Origin of the sequence: Amycolatopsis cynarae (genome assembly GCF_026802195.1) — a bacterium.
GTDB lineage: Bacteria > Actinomycetota > Actinomycetes > Mycobacteriales > Pseudonocardiaceae > Amycolatopsis_E > Amycolatopsis_E rhizosphaerae.
In genome coordinates this window covers 4,178,389-4,196,160 of sequence record NZ_CP113836.1, presented here as the reverse complement: position 1 = coordinate 4,196,160, position 17,772 = coordinate 4,178,389, and the positions used below count along the sequence as shown (strand labels likewise).

At 71.4% G+C, this 17,772-nt stretch carries 17 protein-coding genes; 14 read left to right on the top strand and 3 right to left on the bottom strand.

Annotated elements, in window-relative coordinates; all coding sequences use genetic code 11:
• Positions 1-76 precede the first annotated feature (76 nt).
• Both prcB and prcA read left to right on the top strand, forming a co-directional pair.
• Positions 77-934 (top strand): proteasome subunit beta, encoded by an 858-nt coding sequence (prcB, locus tag ORV05_RS20050; protein ID WP_268441182.1) that lies wholly within the window; start codon positions 77-79, stop codon positions 932-934.
• Positions 935-995: 61 nt separating this feature from the next.
• The gene (gene prcA / locus ORV05_RS20045; RefSeq protein WP_268441180.1) at positions 996-1,757 is read left to right on the top strand and encodes a proteasome subunit alpha; all 762 of its coding nucleotides are present in this window, start codon (positions 996-998) and stop codon (positions 1,755-1,757) included.
• A gap of 99 nt (positions 1,758-1,856) precedes the next feature.
• Here the strand turns inward: prcA and ORV05_RS20040 are convergent, their stop codons facing one another.
• A complete protein-coding gene (locus ORV05_RS20040) occupies positions 1,857-3,236 on the bottom strand; it encodes an alpha/beta hydrolase (RefSeq protein ID WP_268441178.1) in 1,380 nt (459 codons plus the stop codon).
• Positions 3,237-3,367: 131 nt separating this feature from the next.
• Between ORV05_RS20040 and pafA the strand changes: the two genes are divergently transcribed.
• The 12 genes from pafA (at position 3,368) to ORV05_RS19980 (ending at position 15,567) form a co-directional block, all read left to right on the top strand.
• On the top strand, positions 3,368-4,726 hold the full coding sequence (pafA, locus tag ORV05_RS20035; protein ID WP_268441176.1) for a Pup--protein ligase: 1,359 nt from the start codon (positions 3,368-3,370) through the stop codon (positions 4,724-4,726).
• A 158-nt stretch (positions 4,727-4,884) separates the two neighbouring features.
• Positions 4,885-5,871 (top strand): helix-turn-helix transcriptional regulator, encoded by a 987-nt coding sequence (locus ORV05_RS20030; RefSeq protein WP_268441175.1) that lies wholly within the window; start codon positions 4,885-4,887, stop codon positions 5,869-5,871.
• Positions 5,868-6,845 carry a helix-turn-helix transcriptional regulator gene (locus ORV05_RS20025; protein WP_268441173.1) on the top strand — a complete coding sequence of 326 codons (978 nt, stop codon included), beginning with the start codon at positions 5,868-5,870 and terminating at the stop codon, positions 6,843-6,845. Before ORV05_RS20030 ends, ORV05_RS20025 begins: the two co-directional genes overlap by 4 nt.
• A 9-nt stretch (positions 6,846-6,854) precedes the next feature.
• Positions 6,855-7,067, top strand: a complete 213-nt coding sequence (locus ORV05_RS20020) for a bacteriophage holin (RefSeq protein WP_268441171.1) — start codon at positions 6,855-6,857, stop codon at positions 7,065-7,067.
• A gap of 31 nt (positions 7,068-7,098) precedes the next feature.
• A complete protein-coding gene (gene tatA, locus ORV05_RS20015; RefSeq protein ID WP_268441169.1) occupies positions 7,099-7,392 on the top strand; it encodes a Sec-independent protein translocase subunit TatA in 294 nt (97 codons plus the stop codon).
• Positions 7,393-7,411: 19 nt separating this feature from the next.
• A complete protein-coding gene (gene tatC / locus ORV05_RS20010; protein ID WP_268441167.1) occupies positions 7,412-8,368 on the top strand; it encodes a twin-arginine translocase subunit TatC in 957 nt (318 codons plus the stop codon).
• A gap of 39 nt (positions 8,369-8,407) precedes the next feature.
• On the top strand, positions 8,408-9,253 hold the full coding sequence (locus tag ORV05_RS20005) for a diacylglycerol/lipid kinase family protein (protein WP_268441165.1): 846 nt from the start codon (positions 8,408-8,410) through the stop codon (positions 9,251-9,253).
• A gap of 54 nt (positions 9,254-9,307) precedes the next feature.
• Positions 9,308-12,061 (top strand): DEAD/DEAH box helicase, encoded by a 2,754-nt coding sequence (locus tag ORV05_RS20000; RefSeq protein ID WP_268441164.1) that lies wholly within the window; start codon positions 9,308-9,310, stop codon positions 12,059-12,061.
• Between the two features lie 59 nt (positions 12,062-12,120).
• Entirely contained in the window at positions 12,121-12,681 is a 561-nt protein-coding gene (locus ORV05_RS19995) for a DUF4333 domain-containing protein (RefSeq protein ID WP_268441163.1), read from the top strand.
• A 40-nt stretch (positions 12,682-12,721) separates the two neighbouring features.
• On the top strand, positions 12,722-13,921 hold the full coding sequence (locus tag ORV05_RS19990; RefSeq protein WP_268441161.1) for a GNAT family N-acetyltransferase: 1,200 nt from the start codon (positions 12,722-12,724) through the stop codon (positions 13,919-13,921).
• Between the two features lie 31 nt (positions 13,922-13,952).
• Positions 13,953-14,300: a DUF4333 domain-containing protein gene (locus tag ORV05_RS19985; RefSeq protein WP_268441159.1), complete on the top strand. Its 348-nt coding sequence runs from the start codon at positions 13,953-13,955 to the stop codon at positions 14,298-14,300.
• A 58-nt stretch (positions 14,301-14,358) separates the two neighbouring features.
• Entirely contained in the window at positions 14,359-15,567 is a 1,209-nt protein-coding gene (locus ORV05_RS19980) for a GNAT family N-acetyltransferase (RefSeq protein WP_268441157.1), read from the top strand.
• 28 nt (positions 15,568-15,595) lie between these two features.
• On the opposite strand, the gene ORV05_RS19975 is transcribed toward ORV05_RS19980, so the two are convergent.
• Both ORV05_RS19975 and ORV05_RS19970 read right to left on the bottom strand, forming a co-directional pair.
• Complete coding sequence (locus ORV05_RS19975; RefSeq protein ID WP_268441155.1) at positions 15,596-16,795, bottom strand: ABC transporter permease; 1,200 nt, start codon at positions 16,793-16,795, stop codon at positions 15,596-15,598.
• Positions 16,792-17,727, bottom strand: a complete 936-nt coding sequence (locus ORV05_RS19970; protein ID WP_268441153.1) for an ABC transporter ATP-binding protein — start codon at positions 17,725-17,727, stop codon at positions 16,792-16,794. Before ORV05_RS19970 ends, ORV05_RS19975 begins: the two co-directional genes overlap by 4 nt.
• Positions 17,728-17,772: the final 45 nt, after the last annotated feature.

The window sequence follows — 17,772 nt, the reverse complement described above, 5'->3', positions numbered from 1 at the left end:
GCGGGTCCGGCCCACTAGGCTCCACCTCCGAAATCCGACCCCCGCCCACCTTCGTTGATGGGAATCACGAGCACGTATGGAACGCACCTCGGGCTCCTCGGGTTCTTCGCTGCCCGCAGCCTATTTCTCGACCACGACCTCCTCTTTCGCCGAGTTCCTCCGGATGCAGGCCCCCGACCTGCTTCCGGGCCGCTCTGCCGCCGGTGCGCCATCCCGTGAGGTGGACGCACCGCACGGCACCACGATCGTCGCGGTCACCTTCGCCGGCGGTGTCCTGATCGCCGGCGACCGCCGCGCGACCTCGGGGAACCTCATCGCGTCGCGGGACATGGAGAAGGTCCACGTCACCGACGACTATTCGGCGGTGGGCATCGCCGGCACCGCGGGCATCGCGCTCGAGCTCGTCCGGCTCTACACCGTCGAACTGGCCCACTACGAGAAGATCGAGGGCGTGCCGCTCTCGCTGGACGGCAAGACCAACAAGCTCGCAGGCATGGTCAAGGGCAACCTCGACGCGGCCATGGCGGGGCTGGCGGTGCTGCCGCTGTTCGTCGGCTACGACACCGAGGCGGAGGACCCGAAGCGCGCGGGCCGGATCGTGTCCTACGACGTCACCGGGGGCCGGTACGAGGAGCGCGCGGGGTACCACGCGATCGGTTCCGGCTCGCTGTTCGCCAAGTCTTCGCTGAAGAAGCTGTACGACCCCGACGCGGACGCCGAGGCCGCGGTGCGCACCGCCGTCGAGGCGCTCTACGACGCGGCCGACGACGACACCGCCACCGGCGGGCCCGACCTGGTCCGGCGGATCTTCCCGACGGTCATCACCATCACCGGTGAGCACGGTGCGGTGCCGCTGGCCGAGGAGCAGGCCTCCGCGGTGGCCCAGGCCGTGGTGACCGGCCGGTCCGAGCGGGCCGCTCAGGGCCGTAGCTGACCGACCCCACCGATCCCACCGCCCAGTCCCACGTTCCACCGAGCGCTTTGGAGCACAAGCCGTGACGTTGCCGCTGTACGCCTCACCCGAGCAGTTGATGCGCGAGCGTTCGGAGCTCGCTCGCAAGGGCATCGCGCGCGGGCGCAGTGTGGTCGTGCTCAAGTACCGCAACGGGGTGCTGTTCGTCGCCGAGAACCCGTCGACCACGCTGCACAAGTTCTCCGAGATCTACGACCGGATCGGATTCGCCGCGGTCGGCCGGTACAGCGAGTTCGAAAACCTGCGGGTGGCCGGTATCCGGCACGCCGACCTCAAGGGCTACCAGTACGACCGCCGCGACGTCAGCGCGCGGGCGCTGGCCAACGCCTACGCGGCCACGCTGGGCAGCATCTTCACCGAGCAGCTCAAGCCCTACGAGGTGGAGATCTGCGTCGCCGAGGTCGGGGCCAGCCCGGCCGAGGACCAGCTCTACCGGCTCACCTACGACGGTTCGATCTTCGACGAGCCGCAGTTCGTGGTGATGGGCGGCCAGACCGAACCGATCGTGAACAAGCTCAAGGAAGAGTTCGAAGAGGATTTCGAGCTGGAGCAGGCGCTGCCGATGGCGGTCAAGACGCTGCGCTCGACCTCGCCGCACAACGGTGACGGCGGGCCCGTCAAGCTCGAAGTCGCCGTGCTGGACCGCACCCGTCCGCGTCGCGCCTTCCGCCGGATCACCGGCGAAGCCCTGGAGGCGTTGCTGCCCGCTCCCGAGCCGGAGCCCGCCGACGAAGGCGGGGAGAAGCCGGCCGACCAGGAAGGGTCCGGCACCCAGAACAGCTGACAGCCCCGCGCAGCCCCGGCGACGGACTTTGCCGTGAAGGGCCCCTTCACAGTCGATACGACCGTGAAGGGGCCCTTCACGGCTGCACTGCGGACTCGCTCACGGCCGGTCGCGGTGGTGGCCGCGCGAAGGGCGGCCGGGTGGCGGCGGGACAGGGCCGCCGGGGCCCGCCGTGGGGGGCGGTCCGGCGGAGGGGCCGGCGGCGGGCGGTGTGAAGCGCTGGTCGGCGAACATCAGCAGGGAGGGCAGCGCGGCACGGGCCGTGTGCCAGGTGTGGTTGAAGCCGTGCTCGATGTGTACCACGGCTTCCTGGCCGCGGGCCTCGAAGGCGGCCGCGATGGTCTTGGCGGTGTCCACGTCGGTCGGGGCACCGGTGCCCACCGCCAGCATCACCGCGACCGGGTGCGCGAAGGGCATGGTCGGCAGGTAGTCGTGCGGCGTGTTCGCCTCGATCAGGTTCCGGTCGCCGTGTAGCAGGTCCTGGTCGTCGCCGAGCGTGTCGTAGGGCAGGGCGATCAGCAGCGAACCGAACTGGTCCACGTGGTGCAGGCCGATGTTGAGCGCGCAGTAGCCGCCACCGGACATGCCGCCGAGCGCCCGCTCGCCGCGGTCGGCCACGGTGCGGTAGCGCTGGTCGATCGTGGGCACCACGGTCTGTGCGAGGTAGGACTCCAGCTGTGGCCCGCCGGGCACGTTCAGGCACTCCCAGTCGCGGCTGGGCTGGCCCGCGGTCATGTCCACGCTGACCACGATCGCCGGGGCGATGGCGTGGTCGGCGTAGAGCATGCGCAGCGTGGTGGGCGCGTCGCCCGAGGTGAGCCAGTCCTCCGGCCCGCCGTACGGGTAGCCGTGGATCAGATACACCACGGGGTAGCGCCGTTGCGCGTTCTCGGGCTGGGCGTAGCCAGGCGGGAGCAGCACGAAGGTGTGCCCGGACGGGATGGCGTGCGGCGGGTCGGGCAGTTCGACCTGCTCGATGTGCAGGTCGTCGGGACGGTCGCCGCCCCGGTCGTGGACCTGCCGGGGCCCGCTGCCCTCCTCGGGCCCGTTGCGCCCGTCGTCCAGCAGCCGTCCCATCGCCGCGATCGGCCCGGAGGCCCGCTGGAGCAGGCGGCCCAGATCGTGGGCCGTGCGGACGTAGCCGACGTAGGTGTTGACGCCGGTCACCGCGGCGAGCAGGAAGCAGACGAGCGCGGCGATCCCGGCCCGGCGCCCGATCCTGCGCCGGTGCCGGAAGAACACCGCCACCGCCAGCAGCGCCACCGACCAGCCCGCGAAGGTCCACCAGATCACCGGCGACTCGAGCGGGCCGAGTTCCCGCACGTGGCGGGCCACGTCTTCCGGGATGACCGGGTCACCCACACGTGCGAGAGGGGCCGCGCCGCACCACGACGCGCCCTGCTGCAGGCAGTTGTGCGCAGCCTCGAACACCACGTCCCCTGTCGTCGTGAACCCCCAGGTGGCAGGGACTCCCGTCATCATCCAACACCGTCAAGAAACCGCCATGGCCGGGTCAAGGATGCTTTGACCACGCCGGGCGAGCGAAGCCGGGTCGAGCCGCCGCCCGAACGGCGCACCGCACACCCCGCGAAAACGCCTAGCATTGAGAGATGCAGCGGCGGATTTTTGGCATCGAGACCGAGTTCGGCGTCACCTGCACCTTTCACGGGCAGCGCCGGCTCTCCCCGGACGAGGTTGCCCGATACCTGTTCCGGCGGGTGGTGTCGTGGGGGCGCTCGTCGAACGTGTTCCTCTCCAACGGCTCACGCCTGTACCTGGACGTGGGTTCCCATCCCGAGTACGCCACCGCGGAGTGCGACGACCTGGTCCAGCTGGTCACGCACGACAAGGCGGGCGAGCGGATCCTCGAGGACCTGCTCGTGGACGCGGAGCGCCGGCTGGCCGACGAGGGCATAGGCGGCGATATCTTCCTGTTCAAGAACAACACCGACTCGGCAGGCAACTCCTACGGCTGCCACGAGAACTACCTGGTGACCCGCGCCGGCGAGTTCTCCCGCATCGCCGACGTACTGCTGCCGTTCCTGGTGACCCGTCAGCTGATCTGCGGCGCGGGCAAGGTGCTGCAGACCCCTCGCGGCGCGGTGTACTGCCTGTCGCAGCGTGCCGAGCACATCTGGGAAGGGGTCTCCAGCGCGACCACCCGGTCCCGGCCGATCATCAACACCCGGGACGAGCCGCACGCCGACGCCGAGCGGTACCGGCGCCTGCACGTCATCGTCGGGGACTCGAACATGGCCGAGCCCACCACCCTGCTCAAGATCGGCACCGCGAACCTGGTGCTGGAGATGATCGAGCAGGGGGTGCAGTTCCGGGACTTCACCCTGGACAACCCGATCCGGGCGATCCGCGAGATCAGCCACGACCTGACCGGTCGCAGGCCGGTGCGGCTGGCGGGCGGGCGCGAGGCCTCGGCGCTGGACATCCAGCGCGAGTACTACGGCCGGGCGGTCCAGCACGTGAAGGCCAACGATTCGGGCCCGACCGCGCAGCGCGTCATCGAGCTGTGGGGCCGCGCCCTGGACGCGGTCGAGCAGCAGGACTTCAGCAAGATCGACACCGAGATCGACTGGGCGATCAAGCACCGGCTGGTCGAGCGCTACAAGGCCAAGCACAATCTCGACCTGTCCAGCCCTCGGGTGGCCCAGCTCGACCTCGCCTACCACGACATCCGGCGGGGCCGAGGCATCTTCGACCTGCTGCAGCGCAAGGGCCTGGTCCGGCGGATCACCGACGACGGCGAAATCGAGCTGGCCAAGGACACGCCGCCGCAGACCACCCGGGCGAAGCTGCGGGGTGACTTCATCGCGGCGGCCCAGGCCGCGGGCCGTGACTTCACGGTGGACTGGGTGCACCTGAAGCTGAACGACCAGGCGCAGCGCACCGTGCTGTGCAAGGACCCGTTCCGGGCCGTCGACGAGCGGGTCGACCGCCTGATCGGTTCGCTGTGACGGGCCGGGGCCGCACCGCCCGGCGGCGTGCGGCCCCGGTCCGCGGACCGGCACCGGTTCACCTCTTTCGGGTGAGGAGTCGGTCAGGAGTTCGAATTTCCGGCGTGTATTGCGGCCACCCGCGCATCGGCGCGCCGGGGGCGGGCTAGGGTGTTCGCGTGTCCACCGCCCGCGCCGAACGCCTGGTCAACCTGGTGCTCGCCCTGCTGTCCACCCGGCAGTACCTCACCGCCGACCGGATTCGCGGCATCGTGCCCGGGTATGCGGACGCGGCCAGCGACGAAGCGTTCTCGCGGATGTTCGAGCGGGACAAGACCGAACTGCGGGAGCTGGGGATCCCGCTGGAAATCGGCCGCAATTCGGTCTTCGACGGCATCGACGGCTACCGCATCGCCCGGCGCGACTACGAACTCGGCGAGATCGAGCTGGCGCCGGACGAGGCGGCCGCGGTCGGGCTGGCGGTGCGGCTGTGGGATTCGCCCGAACTGACCGGGCAGGCCCAGGGCGCACTGGTGAAACTGCGGGCCGCCGGGGTGGAGGTTGATCACGGAGCGCCGCCGCTGGTCGAGTCGCGCGTCCGCACCGAGCCGGCGTTCTCCCCGTTGCTGGCCGCGGTCCAGCAACGGCAGGCGGTCCGGTTCGACTACCGCCGTTCCGGTTCCGCGGAGCGGCTGACCCGCATCCTCGAACCCTGGGGTGTGGTGTCGTGGCGGGCCCGCTGGTACGTCGTCGGGCACGACCGCGACCGCCGGGCCACCCGCTGCTTCCGGCTTTCGCGCATCGTCGGGGAGGTGCGCACGGTGGGCCGTCCCGGCGAGGTCGAGCGGCCCGAGGAGGTCAATCTGCTGGAATTCGTCGCGGGCAGCAGCCAGTCGGACGCGGAGCAGTCACCGGTGGCCACGGCGAAGCTGTGGATCGCCGACCGGCGCGCGGCCGGGGTGCGGCGGCGCGCCCGCCTGACCGGCAGGCTGACCGTCGACGGCGTGGCCGGGGACCTCGCCGAACTGGAGCTGTACTACCCGGAGAGCGCGGCGGACTGGATCGCCGGGCACGGGCCCGACGTGCTGGTGCTGGAGCCCGACGTGCTGGCCAAGGCGGTCCGGGAACGGCTGTCGGCGGTGGCCTGCGAGGAGGCCCGCCGATGAGCTCCGCGGACCGCATGCCCCGCCTGCTGGCGCTGGTGCCGTATCTGCTGGCCCGGCCGGGTATCAGGATCGACGACGCCGCTCGCGACTTCGGCGTGGCCCCCAAGCAGCTGCGCCGGGATCTGGAACTGCTGTGGATGTGCGGCCTCCCGGGGTACGGGCCGGGCGATCTGATCGATCTGTCCTTCGAGGGCGAGACCGTCACGGTGACCTTCGACGCGGGCATGAACCGGCCGCTGCGGCTGACCGGTGCCGAGGCCACCACGCTGCTGGTGGCGCTGCGGGCGCTGGCCGAAACCCCCGGGGTGCTCGACACCGACGCCGTGCGCCGCGCGATCGCCAAGATCGAGACGGCCGCCGGGCAGGCCCAGCCCTCGGGCGTGGTGGTGGGGCTCGGAGTTCGTGAGGGCAAGACCACCGCACACACCCGTGAGGTGGTGCAGCGGGCGCTGAGGGACGGCCGAGCGCTGCGCATCCGCTACTACACCGCGTCCCGCGACGAGATCACCGAGCGCACCGTCGACCCGATGCGGCTGCTCATCGTGCAGGCCGTGGGCTATCTGGAGGCGTGGTGCCGCCGCGCCGAAGGGGTGCGGCTGTTCCGTCTCGACCGCATCGACGACGTACGGGTGCTCGACGAGGCCGCCTCGCCGCCGCCCACGGCACGCCCCACCGATCTGTCCGACGGCGTGTTCGCCGCCCGGCCGGGGCAGTCCGTGGCCGAACTCGTGCTCGAACCGGACGCGCGGTGGGTGGCCGAGTACTACCCGTGCGAGGAGCTCGACGAGCTGGAGGGCGGCCGCCTGCGCATCCGGATGCGCTACTGGGACGAGTGGTGGATGGAGCGGCTGGTGCTGAGCCTGGGCGGCGACGCGAGGGTGGAATCACCGCCGCACCTGGCGGAGAGCGTTCGTCGCCGTGCGGCCGACGCACTGGCCCGGGCTCGTCACCTTCCGTCCACCTTGGGCCAGTAGGGTGACGGCGTGTGGTACACGCTGAGCATCGCGCTCGTCGTAGCCGCGATCGTGATCCTGGTCGCGCTGGTTCTGGCGACGGTCAGGGGCTTGCGCCGATTCCTTTCGGCCGCAAGCATGGTCAGAACGGGGACGAACGACCGTCTGGGCCTGCTCAAGGCCCGCGGCGCGGCCGTCCGCGTGGCTGTTCGGCAGCGCCGGCCAGTGCCGGAGAACCAGTAGTATTGGGCAGGAAAGAGATAGGAGGCCACTCATGCTGAACGGGTTGCAGCCGTGGCACTTGATCGTTTTGGTGCTGATCGTGGTGCTGCTGTTCGGTGCCAAGCGGCTTCCCGACGCCGCCCGCTCCATCGGCAAGTCCATGAAGATCTTCAAGGCCGAGACCAAGGATCTGCGGGACGGTGACTCCGCCGAGAGCCACGACGCCAGGCAGCTGCCCGCCTCCACCGTCCAGCCGCAGAACACCGACCAGCAGGTCGCGGAGCTGCAGCGTCAGCTGGACGAGCTGAAGAAGCAGCAAGAGCAGTCGCAGAAGCACGCCAGCTGAGCCGGACGGGATTCCACTAGTGGCGGAGTCCGCCCCCCAAGACCGCCGGACCCGGCGGCGCAAGCGCAGCCGTCGGCACAATCCCGACGGCACGATGACGCTGATCGAGCACATCTACGAGTTCCGGCGGCGTCTCGGCTATGCGCTCCTGGCGCTCCTCGCCGGGGGCATCTTCGGGTTCATCTGGTTCCAGACGCGGCTGGGCCCGATCGAATCGCTCGGGCAGCTGATGAACAGCCCGTATTGCGGTATCCCGGCGGACCGGCTGCTGCCCGGCACGATCGGCCCGGACGGCAGCTGCCGCCTGCTGCAGACGGCGCCGTTCGAAGGCATCATGATCCAGCTCAAGGTGGGGCTGGCCGCCGGTGCCGTGGTCACCTCGCCGTTGTGGCTGTACCAGATCTGGGCCTTCATCGCGCCCGGCCTGTACTCGAAGGAACGCAGGTACGCGCTGACCTTCGTCGGGTTCGCGAGCATCCTGTTCGCGGCCGGCGCGCTGCTGGCCTACCTGCTGGTGCCGCACGCGTTCCAGATGCTGATGAACTTCGGCGGCGACTTCTTCACCACGGCACTGACGGCGGACAAGTACATCTCGTTCGTGCTGTCCCTGCTGGTGATCTTCGGGGTGAGCTTCGAACTGCCGCTGCTGGTGGTGATGCTCAACTTCGCGGGCGTGCTGAAGTACGCGCAGCTGAAGAAGTGGCGGCGCGGGATCATCTTCATGCTGTTCGTCTTCGCCGCGTTCGCCACGCCCGGCTCGGACCCGTTCTCGATGATCGGGCTGGCCGGGGCGCTCACCGTGCTGTTCGAGATCGCCATCCAGATCGCCAGGGTGCACGACCGGCGCAAGGAAGCGAAGCGGGTGGACGAGGGCTGGGCCGACCTGCCCGACGACCAGCCCGCGCCGTTCGAGTACGAGCCGAGCCGGGTCGACGACCAGCCCGCCGCGACGACCAGCACCGACGACATCACCTAGAAACCGTGACATGAAGCGGCGGAGCATTTAGGCGTTAGCGTGCGCGCGGTGTTGGCGGTACACCACGGTTCCGGCGGGGGCGCCGCGGAGCGGCTCAAGGGCGTGGTGGCCGCCCGGCTGCGTGAGCGGGTGGACCGGCTGGAGCTGTGGACCGGCGACCCGGCCGGTGCGGCGGGCGGGGATCTGCTGGTCGTGCTGGGCGGTGACGGTGCCGTCCACCAGGCGGTGCAGGTCTGTGCGGGCACCGGCACCGCGCTGGCGGTGCTGCCTGCCGGGGGCGGCAACGACTTCGCCCGGGCGCTGGGCGTTCCGCTGGATCCCCTGCGTGCCCTCGACACGCTCCTCGACGCGCTGGCCTCCGGGCGCCGCCGCCTGCTGGACCTGGGCCGGGCCGACGGGCGCTGGTTCGCCACCGTGCTGTGTGCCGGGTTCGACGCCGCGGTGGCCCGTCTCGCGGCCGCGCTGCGCTGGCCCACCGGGCCGCGCCGCTACGACGTCGCGGTGGTGGGGGAGCTGGCGCGGTTCCGGCCGAAGCCGGTCGCCCTGTCGTTCGACGGCGACCGGTGGGAACTGGAGGCCACGCTGGTCGCGGTGGGCAACACGGGCTACTACGGTGGCGGGATCCCGGTCTGCCCCGCGGCGAATCCCGGTGACGGCCTGTTCGACATCACCGTGGTCGGCCGCGCGAGCCGGGCCGACCTGATCCGCCTGCTGCCGAGGCTGCGCACCGGGGCGCACCTGGCGCATCCCGCCGTCCGGACCGTCCGGGCGCGGGAGGTCCTCATCGAGGGCAACGACTGGCCGGTGGTCGCCGACGGGGAGCCCGCGGGGACCGTTCCGGTGTCCGTGCGGTGCGTGCCCGGGGCGCTGACGGTCGTGCTGTGATCGGGGATACCCCACCCGATGCGCGGGCGGGCCGCGATGTGACACCCTGGCGGGGTGGCCGCTAGCCCTTCTCCCTCCCCGGCCGAGGCCTACCAGGCTTCGCGGCGCCGTGGGAAATACCGACAACTGACCCGGTTCGCGGCGGAAGCGTCGTTCGTGTTCGACGACTTCCAGGTGCGCGGCTGCGAGGCACTGGAAGACGGCCACGGCGTACTGGTCTGCGCCCCCACCGGGGCGGGCAAGACCGTCGTCGGCGAGTTCGCCGTGCACCTGGCGCTCGCCGAGGGCCGCAAGTGCTTCTACACCACGCCGATCAAGGCGCTGTCGAACCAGAAGTACAACGACCTGATCGACCGCTACGGCCCCGCCGCCGTCGGTCTGCTCACCGGCGACACCGCCATCAACGGCAACGCGCAGATCGTGGTGATGACCACCGAGGTGCTGCGCAACATGCTCTACGCGGGGTCTTCGGCGCTGAACGACCTCGGGTACGTGGTGATGGACGAGATCCACTACCTGGCGGACCGGTTCCGGGGCGCGGTGTGGGAAGAGGTCATCCTGCACCTGCCGGAGTACGTGCGCGTGGTGGGCCTGTCCGCGACCGTGAGCAACGCCGAAGAGTTCGGCGAATGGCTGGTCGAAGTGCGCGGGGACACCACCGTGGTGGTGGACGAGCACCGCCCGGTGCCGTTGTGGCAGCACATGCTGGTCGGCAACCGGCTGCTCGACCTGTTCGCCACCGAGCCCGGTCATGCCGAGCCGCGGATCAACCCGGGCCTGCTGCGGCGGGCCGAGGAGGTCGGCCGGATGCACGCACCGGCCGGGCTGCGGGGGAGGAGCCGCAGCCAGTACCGGGGTTCTTCGGGGCCGAGGTTCCGGCCGCCGTCCCGCGTGGACATGATCACCCGGCTGGACGCGGCCGGCCTGCTGCCCGCGATCGTGTTCATCTTCTCGCGCGCGGGATGCGACGCGGCGGTCTCCCAGTGCACCCGCGCGGGGCTGCGTCTGAACACCCCCGAGGAGAGCGCGGAGGTCCGGCGCATCATCGCCCAGCACACCGGCGACCTCCCGGAGGGCGATCTCGGCGTGCTCGGGTACTGGGAGTGGCGGGAGGCACTGGAAAGCGGCATCGCGAGTCACCACGCGGGCCTGCTGCCCGCGTTCAAGGAGACGGTCGAGGACCTGTTCGTCCGCGGTCTGGTGAAGGTCGTGTTCGCGACCGAGACACTGGCGCTGGGGATCAACATGCCTGCCCGCACGGTGGTGCTGGAACGGCTGGTCAAGTACAACGGCGAAGCGCACGTCGACCTGACCCCGGGGGAGTACACCCAGCTGACCGGGCGCGCCGGGCGGCGCGGGATCGACGTGGAGGGGCACGCGGTCGTCGTCTGGCAGCCGGGCGTGGACCCGAAGCAGGTGGGCGGGCTGGCCTCGACCCGGACCTATCCGCTGCGCTCGTCCTTCCGGCCCGGCTACAACATGGCCATCAACCTCGTCGCCCAGCTCGGTCCGGACCAGGCGCGCGAGCTGCTGGAGCAGTCGTTCGCGCAGTTCCAGGCCGACCGGTCGGTGGTGGGCCTGGCCCGCCGGATCGAGAAGAACAAGGAGGCGCTGGCGGGCTACGCCGAGGCGATCACCGGCGACTTCGACGAGATGCTGTCCTACGTGGCGCTGCGCAGGCAGATCTCCGACCGGGAGAAGGCGCTCGCGCGCCAGAACACCGCCTCGCGGCGGGCCAGCACCGCCGAGTCGCTGGAGAAGCTGCGCAAGGGCGACGTGATCGCGGTGCCGCAGGGCCGCCGCGCGGGGCTGGCCGTGGTGGTGGATCCCGGGCTCGACCCGATCCGGGAACCGCGGCCGGTGGTGGTCACCGAGGACCGGTGGTCCGGTCCGCTGTCGCTGTCGGACTTCCCGGCCCCGGTGGAGCCGCTGGGCCACATCCGGCTGCCCAAGCACGTCGAGCTGCGCTCGCCGAAGACCCGGCGCGACATCGCGTCCACGCTGCGGAACGCGGGGATCGCGCTGCCGTCGCGGCAGCGCAGGCGCACGGGTGCCAACGACGATCCGGAGCTGATCGCGCTGCAGCGCGAGTTGCGGGCGCACCCGTGCCACGGCCTGGCCGAGCGGGAGGCGAACCTGCGCTGGGTGGAGCGGTACCAGCGGCTCAAGGCGGAGACCGACCAGCTGGAACGCAAGGTGGCGGCGACGACGCATTCGCTGGCCCGGGCCTTCGACCGCATCCGGGACCTGCTCGACGAGCGCGGTTACCTCGGCAAGGGTGAAAACCGCGTCACCGAGCACGGGGAGGTGCTTTCGCGGATCTACAGCGAGTCGGACCTGCTGGCGGCCGAATGCATCCGGCACGGGGTCTGGGAGGGGCTCAGCCCGGCCGAACTCGCCGCGATCGTGTCGACGCTGGTCTTCGAGGCGCGCCGGGACGCGGCGGGCGAGCCGAGGCTGCCCTCGGGCGCGGTGCCGCGCGCCTGGCAGGACACCGTCCGGCTGTGGACGGACCTCGCCGACGACGAGCGCAGGCACCGGCTCGACCGCACCCGCGAGCCCGACGCCGGGTTCGCCTGGCCGGTGTACCGGTGGGCCAGGGGCGAGTCGCTGGAACAGGTGCTGACCACCGCGGAGGCCAACGGGCAGGAACTGTCCGCGGGCGACTTCGTGCGCTGGTCGCGGCAGGTGATCGACCTGCTGGACCAGATCCGCACCGTGCTCGGCCGCGGGCACCAGGTGGGCGCGGCCGCCGCGAAGGCCGTGCAGGCACTGCGCCGTGGGGTGGTGGCCGCCGGCGTCGAGTGAACTTTCGGCGCGGTTGTGATTGGATCGCGCACAGCGAGACGGGCTGGAGGAGAATTGCCATGAGCACGCCGTACGGCGGTAACGAGCCACCCCAGTGGGGGCAGGCGCCCCAGCCTCAGCAGTCGCCGGGATACGGGCAGCAGCCACCGCCGTCGCCGCAGTACGGCCAGCAATACGGGCAGCAGCCGCCGGGATTCGGCCAGCCCACTCAGCAGCAGCCCTACCCGCAGCAGTACGGCCAGCATCCGCAGCAGCAGTTCGCGGGGCAGCAGCCCGGCCCGTTCGGGCAGCCGGAGCCCGCCCGCAAGGGCGGGAACGTGCTGTGGATCGTGATCGGGGCGCTCGTGGTGGTGGTCGCCACACTGGGGATCACCGGGTTCGTCACGCCCGCCTTCTTCGTGTCGCACGTCCTGGACGCCACCGCGGTCCAGAACGGCGTCAAGGACATGCTGAGCCAGTACGGGACGCCCGCGGACTCGGTGTCCTGCCCGCCGGACCAGCCGGTCAAGGCGGGCACCACCTTCACCTGCACCGCCACCATCGGCGGCCAGCAGCAGAAGGTGCTCGTCACCGTCAAGGACAAGGACGGCAACTACCAGGTCGGCATGGCCGGGCAATAAAGCGTTCGACTCCGGGGCGGGGCTCGGCCACGATCGGGCCGTGAGCGACTACACCGTACGCACCCTGCGGCCCGAAGAGACCCGCGCGGCGAGCCTGGTCTTCCGCGGCGCGATGCACCTGCCGCCGATCAAGGACGAGGACTGGGCGGTCGCGCAGCGGCTGTACCAGCCGGAGCGCACCTTCGGGGTCTTCGACACCGAGCTGATCGGCACCGCCCGCTCGTTCGACGCCGAGTTCGTGGTGCCGGGCGGGCGCCGGGTGCCGCTGGGCGCGGTGACCGCCGTGGGCGTGCGGTCCGACCGGGTGCGGCGCGGCGTGCTCAGCAGGCTGATGCGGGCCCAGCTCACCGATCTTGCCGACCGGGGGACGACGCTGGCGGGCCTGTACGCCAGCGAGGCGGTGATCTACGGGCGCTTCGGCTACGGCCCGGCCACGACCGAGCAGAGCTTCGAAGTGGACCGGCGCCGCGCGGTGCTGCGGGCGGAAGTACCGGCCGGTGGCGAGCTCGAGCTGGTGGGGCCGGACGCGTTTGCCGAGCGGATGCCCCAGGTGTACGCGGCGATCGCCCCGTCACGGCCGGGGATGATGACCCGGCCGTCCCACTGGTGGCCGCTGGCCGAACTGCACCGGCGCTGGACCGAGAACCCCGTGGTCATGGTCGTCCACCATGGACCGTCCGGCCCGGACGGGTACGTGATCTACCAGGTGGACCGCAAGCACTGGAACCAGCCGTCCACTTTGGAGGTTCTGGAGCTGGTGACCGCGAGTGACGCGGCCTGCGGCGGCCTGTGGCGGTACCTGCTGGGGGTCGATCTGGTCGACACGATCAAGCTGCCGGGACGGCCCCTCGACGAGTTCGCGCCGCTGCTGTTCACCGACCCGCGCCGGTGCGCGCGGACCGAGGGCGGTGACGGGCTCTGGCTCCGCCTCGTCGACGTGCCCGCGGCGCTCGCGGCCCGCACCTACGAGGGCGAGCCGGTGGTGGTCGAGGTCGCCGACCCGGTACTGGAGGACAACTCCGGCCGCTACCGGATCTCGCCGGGCGGAGTGGAGCGCACCGACCGGCCCGCCGAGCTGCGGCTGGACGTGGACGCACTGGCCATGCTCTACCTGGGCGCCTGGCGTGCCTCGGCGCTGGCCACCGCGGGCCGCGTCCGCGCCGCGGACGAGAGCGCGCTCACGCGGGCGGATCGCTTGTTCGCCACGGAAACCCCGGCCTGGTGTGGTACACACTTCTGACCACATCGGACGGACTGCCGGGGGTGAGGCGGTGCTACCGCGGGCCCGCACCTGCGTCGCGCTCGCTTCCGGCGCGCTGTTGCTCACCGGATGCGGGAACGGCGGGCACACGCCGGGGTTCTCGTCCGGCTCCTCCGAGGCCGCCGCGCCGCCGGTCCGCGTCTTCGACGCGGACGCGGTGCAGGCCGGGGTCCGCCATCTGCTGACCCAGTCCTACGGGCTCACCGGGGTCGGCACGGTGCGCTGCCCCTCGGGACAGGTGGTGCAGGCCGGGATCTCGTTCGCCTGTGTGGTCGAGGTGAACGGCTCGCGCAGGACCGTCACGCTGACCGTGCGGGACGCGGACGGGACCTACGCCGTTTCGGCTCCGCAACCCTGAAGCCGCCCGGCGGAAAACCGCTTGGGCGGGCGGGGCGGGCACGGCAGTATCGGGTGCCATGAGCGAATTCGCGGTGCGCCCGCTGGCCGAGGGGGAACAGCGGCCTGCCTTCGACGTCCTCAGCCAGTCCCTGCACGGCCCGGTGTCGACCGACGAGCGGTGGGCCAAGCGTGCCGAAGGCTTCCCCGCCGAGCGCAAGTTCGGTGCCTTCGAAGGCGGGACGGTGATCGGCGTGACCAGCTCGATCGCCACCGGGCTCACCGTGCCCGGCGGAGCCACCCTGCCGTCGGCGGCTGTGGACGGGGTCGGGGTCCGGGCCGATCACACCCGGCGCGGCGTGCTCACCGCGTTGATGGCCGAGCAACTGGCCGACTGCGCCGCCCGAGGGGAGGTGCTGGCGCATCTGCACGCGAGCGAAACCACGATCTACGGCCGGTTCGGCTATGCCGTCGCCACCCGCGGCAAGACGCTGCGGATCCTCAAGGGACGGGCCCGTTTCCGGGACGACGCACCCTCCGGCGGCCGGGTGCGGCTCGTCGGCACCGACGCCGCGAAGAAGCTGATTCCGGAGCTTTACGAGCGCATCGCGCCGCACCGGCCCGGCATGATGATCCGCCCGCCGGTGTGGTGGAACTGGGCACGGGACGGCCTCGTCGGCGAGAACTTCGTGGCGGTCCACACCGGACCGGACGGCGACGACGGTTTTGTGCTCTACCACCCGCAGGACCGGCGGAGTTTCGAGCAGCCGGAGGCCGGTGCCGCGCTGGTGGTGCGCGACCTGCACGCCGCGAACCCCGGGGCGCTGGCCGGGCTGTGGCGGTTCCTGTGCCGGGTCGACCTGGTCGGCGAGGTCCGCGCGCCGGACCGCCCGCTCGACGACCCCATCGGGCTGATGCTCACCGATCCTCGCGCCTGCGAGGTCCTCGGCCTGGAAGACAGCACCTGGCTTCGGCTGGTGGACGTGCCCGCCGCGCTGGCCGCGCGCACCTACCGTCCGGCCGCCCCGGTGGTGCTCGAGGTGACCGATCCGCTGCTGCCCGCCAACAGCGGCCGCTACCGGGTCGCGCCGGAGGGCGCGACCCGCACCGAGGAGCCGGCCGGGCTGGCCCTCGGGGTGGACACCCTGGCGATGATCTACCTCGGGGACCGGGCGCCGAGCCTGCTGGCCGCCCTGAACCGGATCGAGGTGCGCGACCCCGCGGCCCTGCCCGAGGCCGACGCCCTCTTCGCCACCGCGACCGCACCCTGGTGCGGCACCCCCTTCTGAGGCGCCGCACCAGGGACGGTTTCAGGTCTTACGCCGCGGACAGGGCTTCGCGGAGCTTCACCCTGGCGCCGGTGCGCAGGACCGCGTTGCGGTAGACGCGGCCGGACAGCCAGATCAGTGCCGGGATGAGCAGGGCGACCAGCAGCACCGACAGGGCGGCCTCCCAGCCGGGCACGCCGCCCATGGCCAGGCGCATCGGCATCAGGGTGGGGGCGAACACCGGGATCAGCGACAGCACCTCGATCAGTTTGCTGCCCGGGTTCGCGGGCAGGATGGAGATACCGAGGACGTACCCGACGATGACGAACATCAGCGCCGGGGTGACCACGCCGCCCACGTCTTCCTGGCGCGAGACCAGCGCACCCAGCCCGGCGAAGACGATCGAGTACATCAGGAACCCGAGCAGGTACCACACGACCAGCCAGAGCACCGTGCCCGCCGCGGCGGTCACCGAGATCGTGAGCACCCCCGTGGCCAGGCCCGCGACGACGCCGATCACCCCGATCACCACCATCTGCAGCAGGCCGACGGCGCCGATGCCGAGGACCTTGCCCGCCAGCAACTGCCACGGACGGACGGTGGACAGCAGCAGCTCCACGACCCGGCTGGTCTTCTCCTCGACCACGCCCTGGGCCACCATCTGCCCGTTCATCAGCAGGGACAGGTAGATCAGCACCCCGGCCACCAGGCCCAGCGTGAGCTGCTGGCCGTCGTATTCCCGGGGTTTGCTCAGCGCCTGCACGTCCACCCCGGCGGCCGCCATGGCCGCGGTGACCTTCACCGGATCCCCGTGCAGTGCGGTGATCTGCCGGTCGAGCGCCAGCTGCCCGGCCAGCACGGTGAGCGCGGTGCGCAGGTTCTGGTCGAGTTTCTCGTCCACCACCACGTGCACGCCGGTGCCGTCCCCGGTGAGCAGTGCGTCGAGCTTGCCCGCCCGCACCTGGTCCCGGCCCTCGGTTTCGTCGCCCACCTGCCGGGTCTCCACGGTGAGCCCGACCGCCTTCGCCCCGGCCTGCAGCGGTGCGGCGAGTGCGGCGTTCGGGGCGGTGAAGCCGACGGTCGTGGTGGACATACTGCCCGCCAGCAGTTTCATGATCACGGTGAAGGCCACGAGGAGGAGCACCAGCACCAGCGTGCTGATGACGTAGGCCTTCGAGCGCAGCCTGGTGCGGATCTCCCGGCCCGCGACCAGGCCGATTCCTTGCCAGTGACCGAAATCGGTGCTCATCGTGCGCCTCCTGCGCTCTCGGGGGCCTTCGGGCCTTCGTGCACCGCGGTCCGGAACAGCTCCGTCAGCGACGGCAGGCGGCGGGCGAACTCGTGCACCGGCCCGGTGGCCAGCGCGGTCTTGAGGACGGCCTGGTCGTCGGCGCCCTCGTCCAGTTCCAGTTCGGTGCGCGAGCCGTTGCGGGCCAGCACCCGCACCCCGGGCAGGCCCGCGGTCCAGCCGTCGGGTGCCGACGGCGCGTCCACGACGAGCCGGACCGCTCCGCCCGCGCGCAGCTCGTCCACCGAACCGCGGGCGATCATCCGCCCGGCGCGGACGATGCCGACGCGGTCGCACAGCCGCTCGACCAGATCCAGCTGGTGACTGGAGAACACCACCGGGACGCCTTCGGCGGCCTTCTCCCGCAGGACCTCGCTCATCACGTCCACCGCCACCGGGTCGAGGCCGGAGAACGGCTCGTCCAGCACGAGTATCCGCGGATCGTGGACGAGGGCGGCGGCGAGCTGGACCCGCTGCTGGTTGCCCAGGCTGAGTTTCTGGACCTCGTCGTCGCGGCGTCCGGCGATGCCGAGCCGTTCGGTCCACGCCTCGGCCGAACGCCGGGCCGCGGCGGCCGTCATGCCGTGCAGCCGCGCCAGGTAGGCCAGTTGCTCGCCCACCTTCATCTTCGGGTACAGCCCGCGCTCTTCGGGCATGTAGCCGATCAGCCGCCGCGTGCCGAGCGTGACGGGCGCGCCGTCCCAGCGCACCGCGCCCGCGTCGGCGGCCAGTACCCCCAGCACGATCCGCATCGTGGTGGTCTTCCCGGCACCGTTGCTGCCCACGAAGCCGAACAGCTCCCCGGCCCGGACGTCGAATGTCATGTCCTGCAAGGCGATGAGCTCGCCGTACCGCTTGGAGATCCCGTCGATCTCCAGCAGCCGATCGGGCATGCCGTGCTCCCCTCAGTGACGAAAAATGTGATATCACTATGCTAC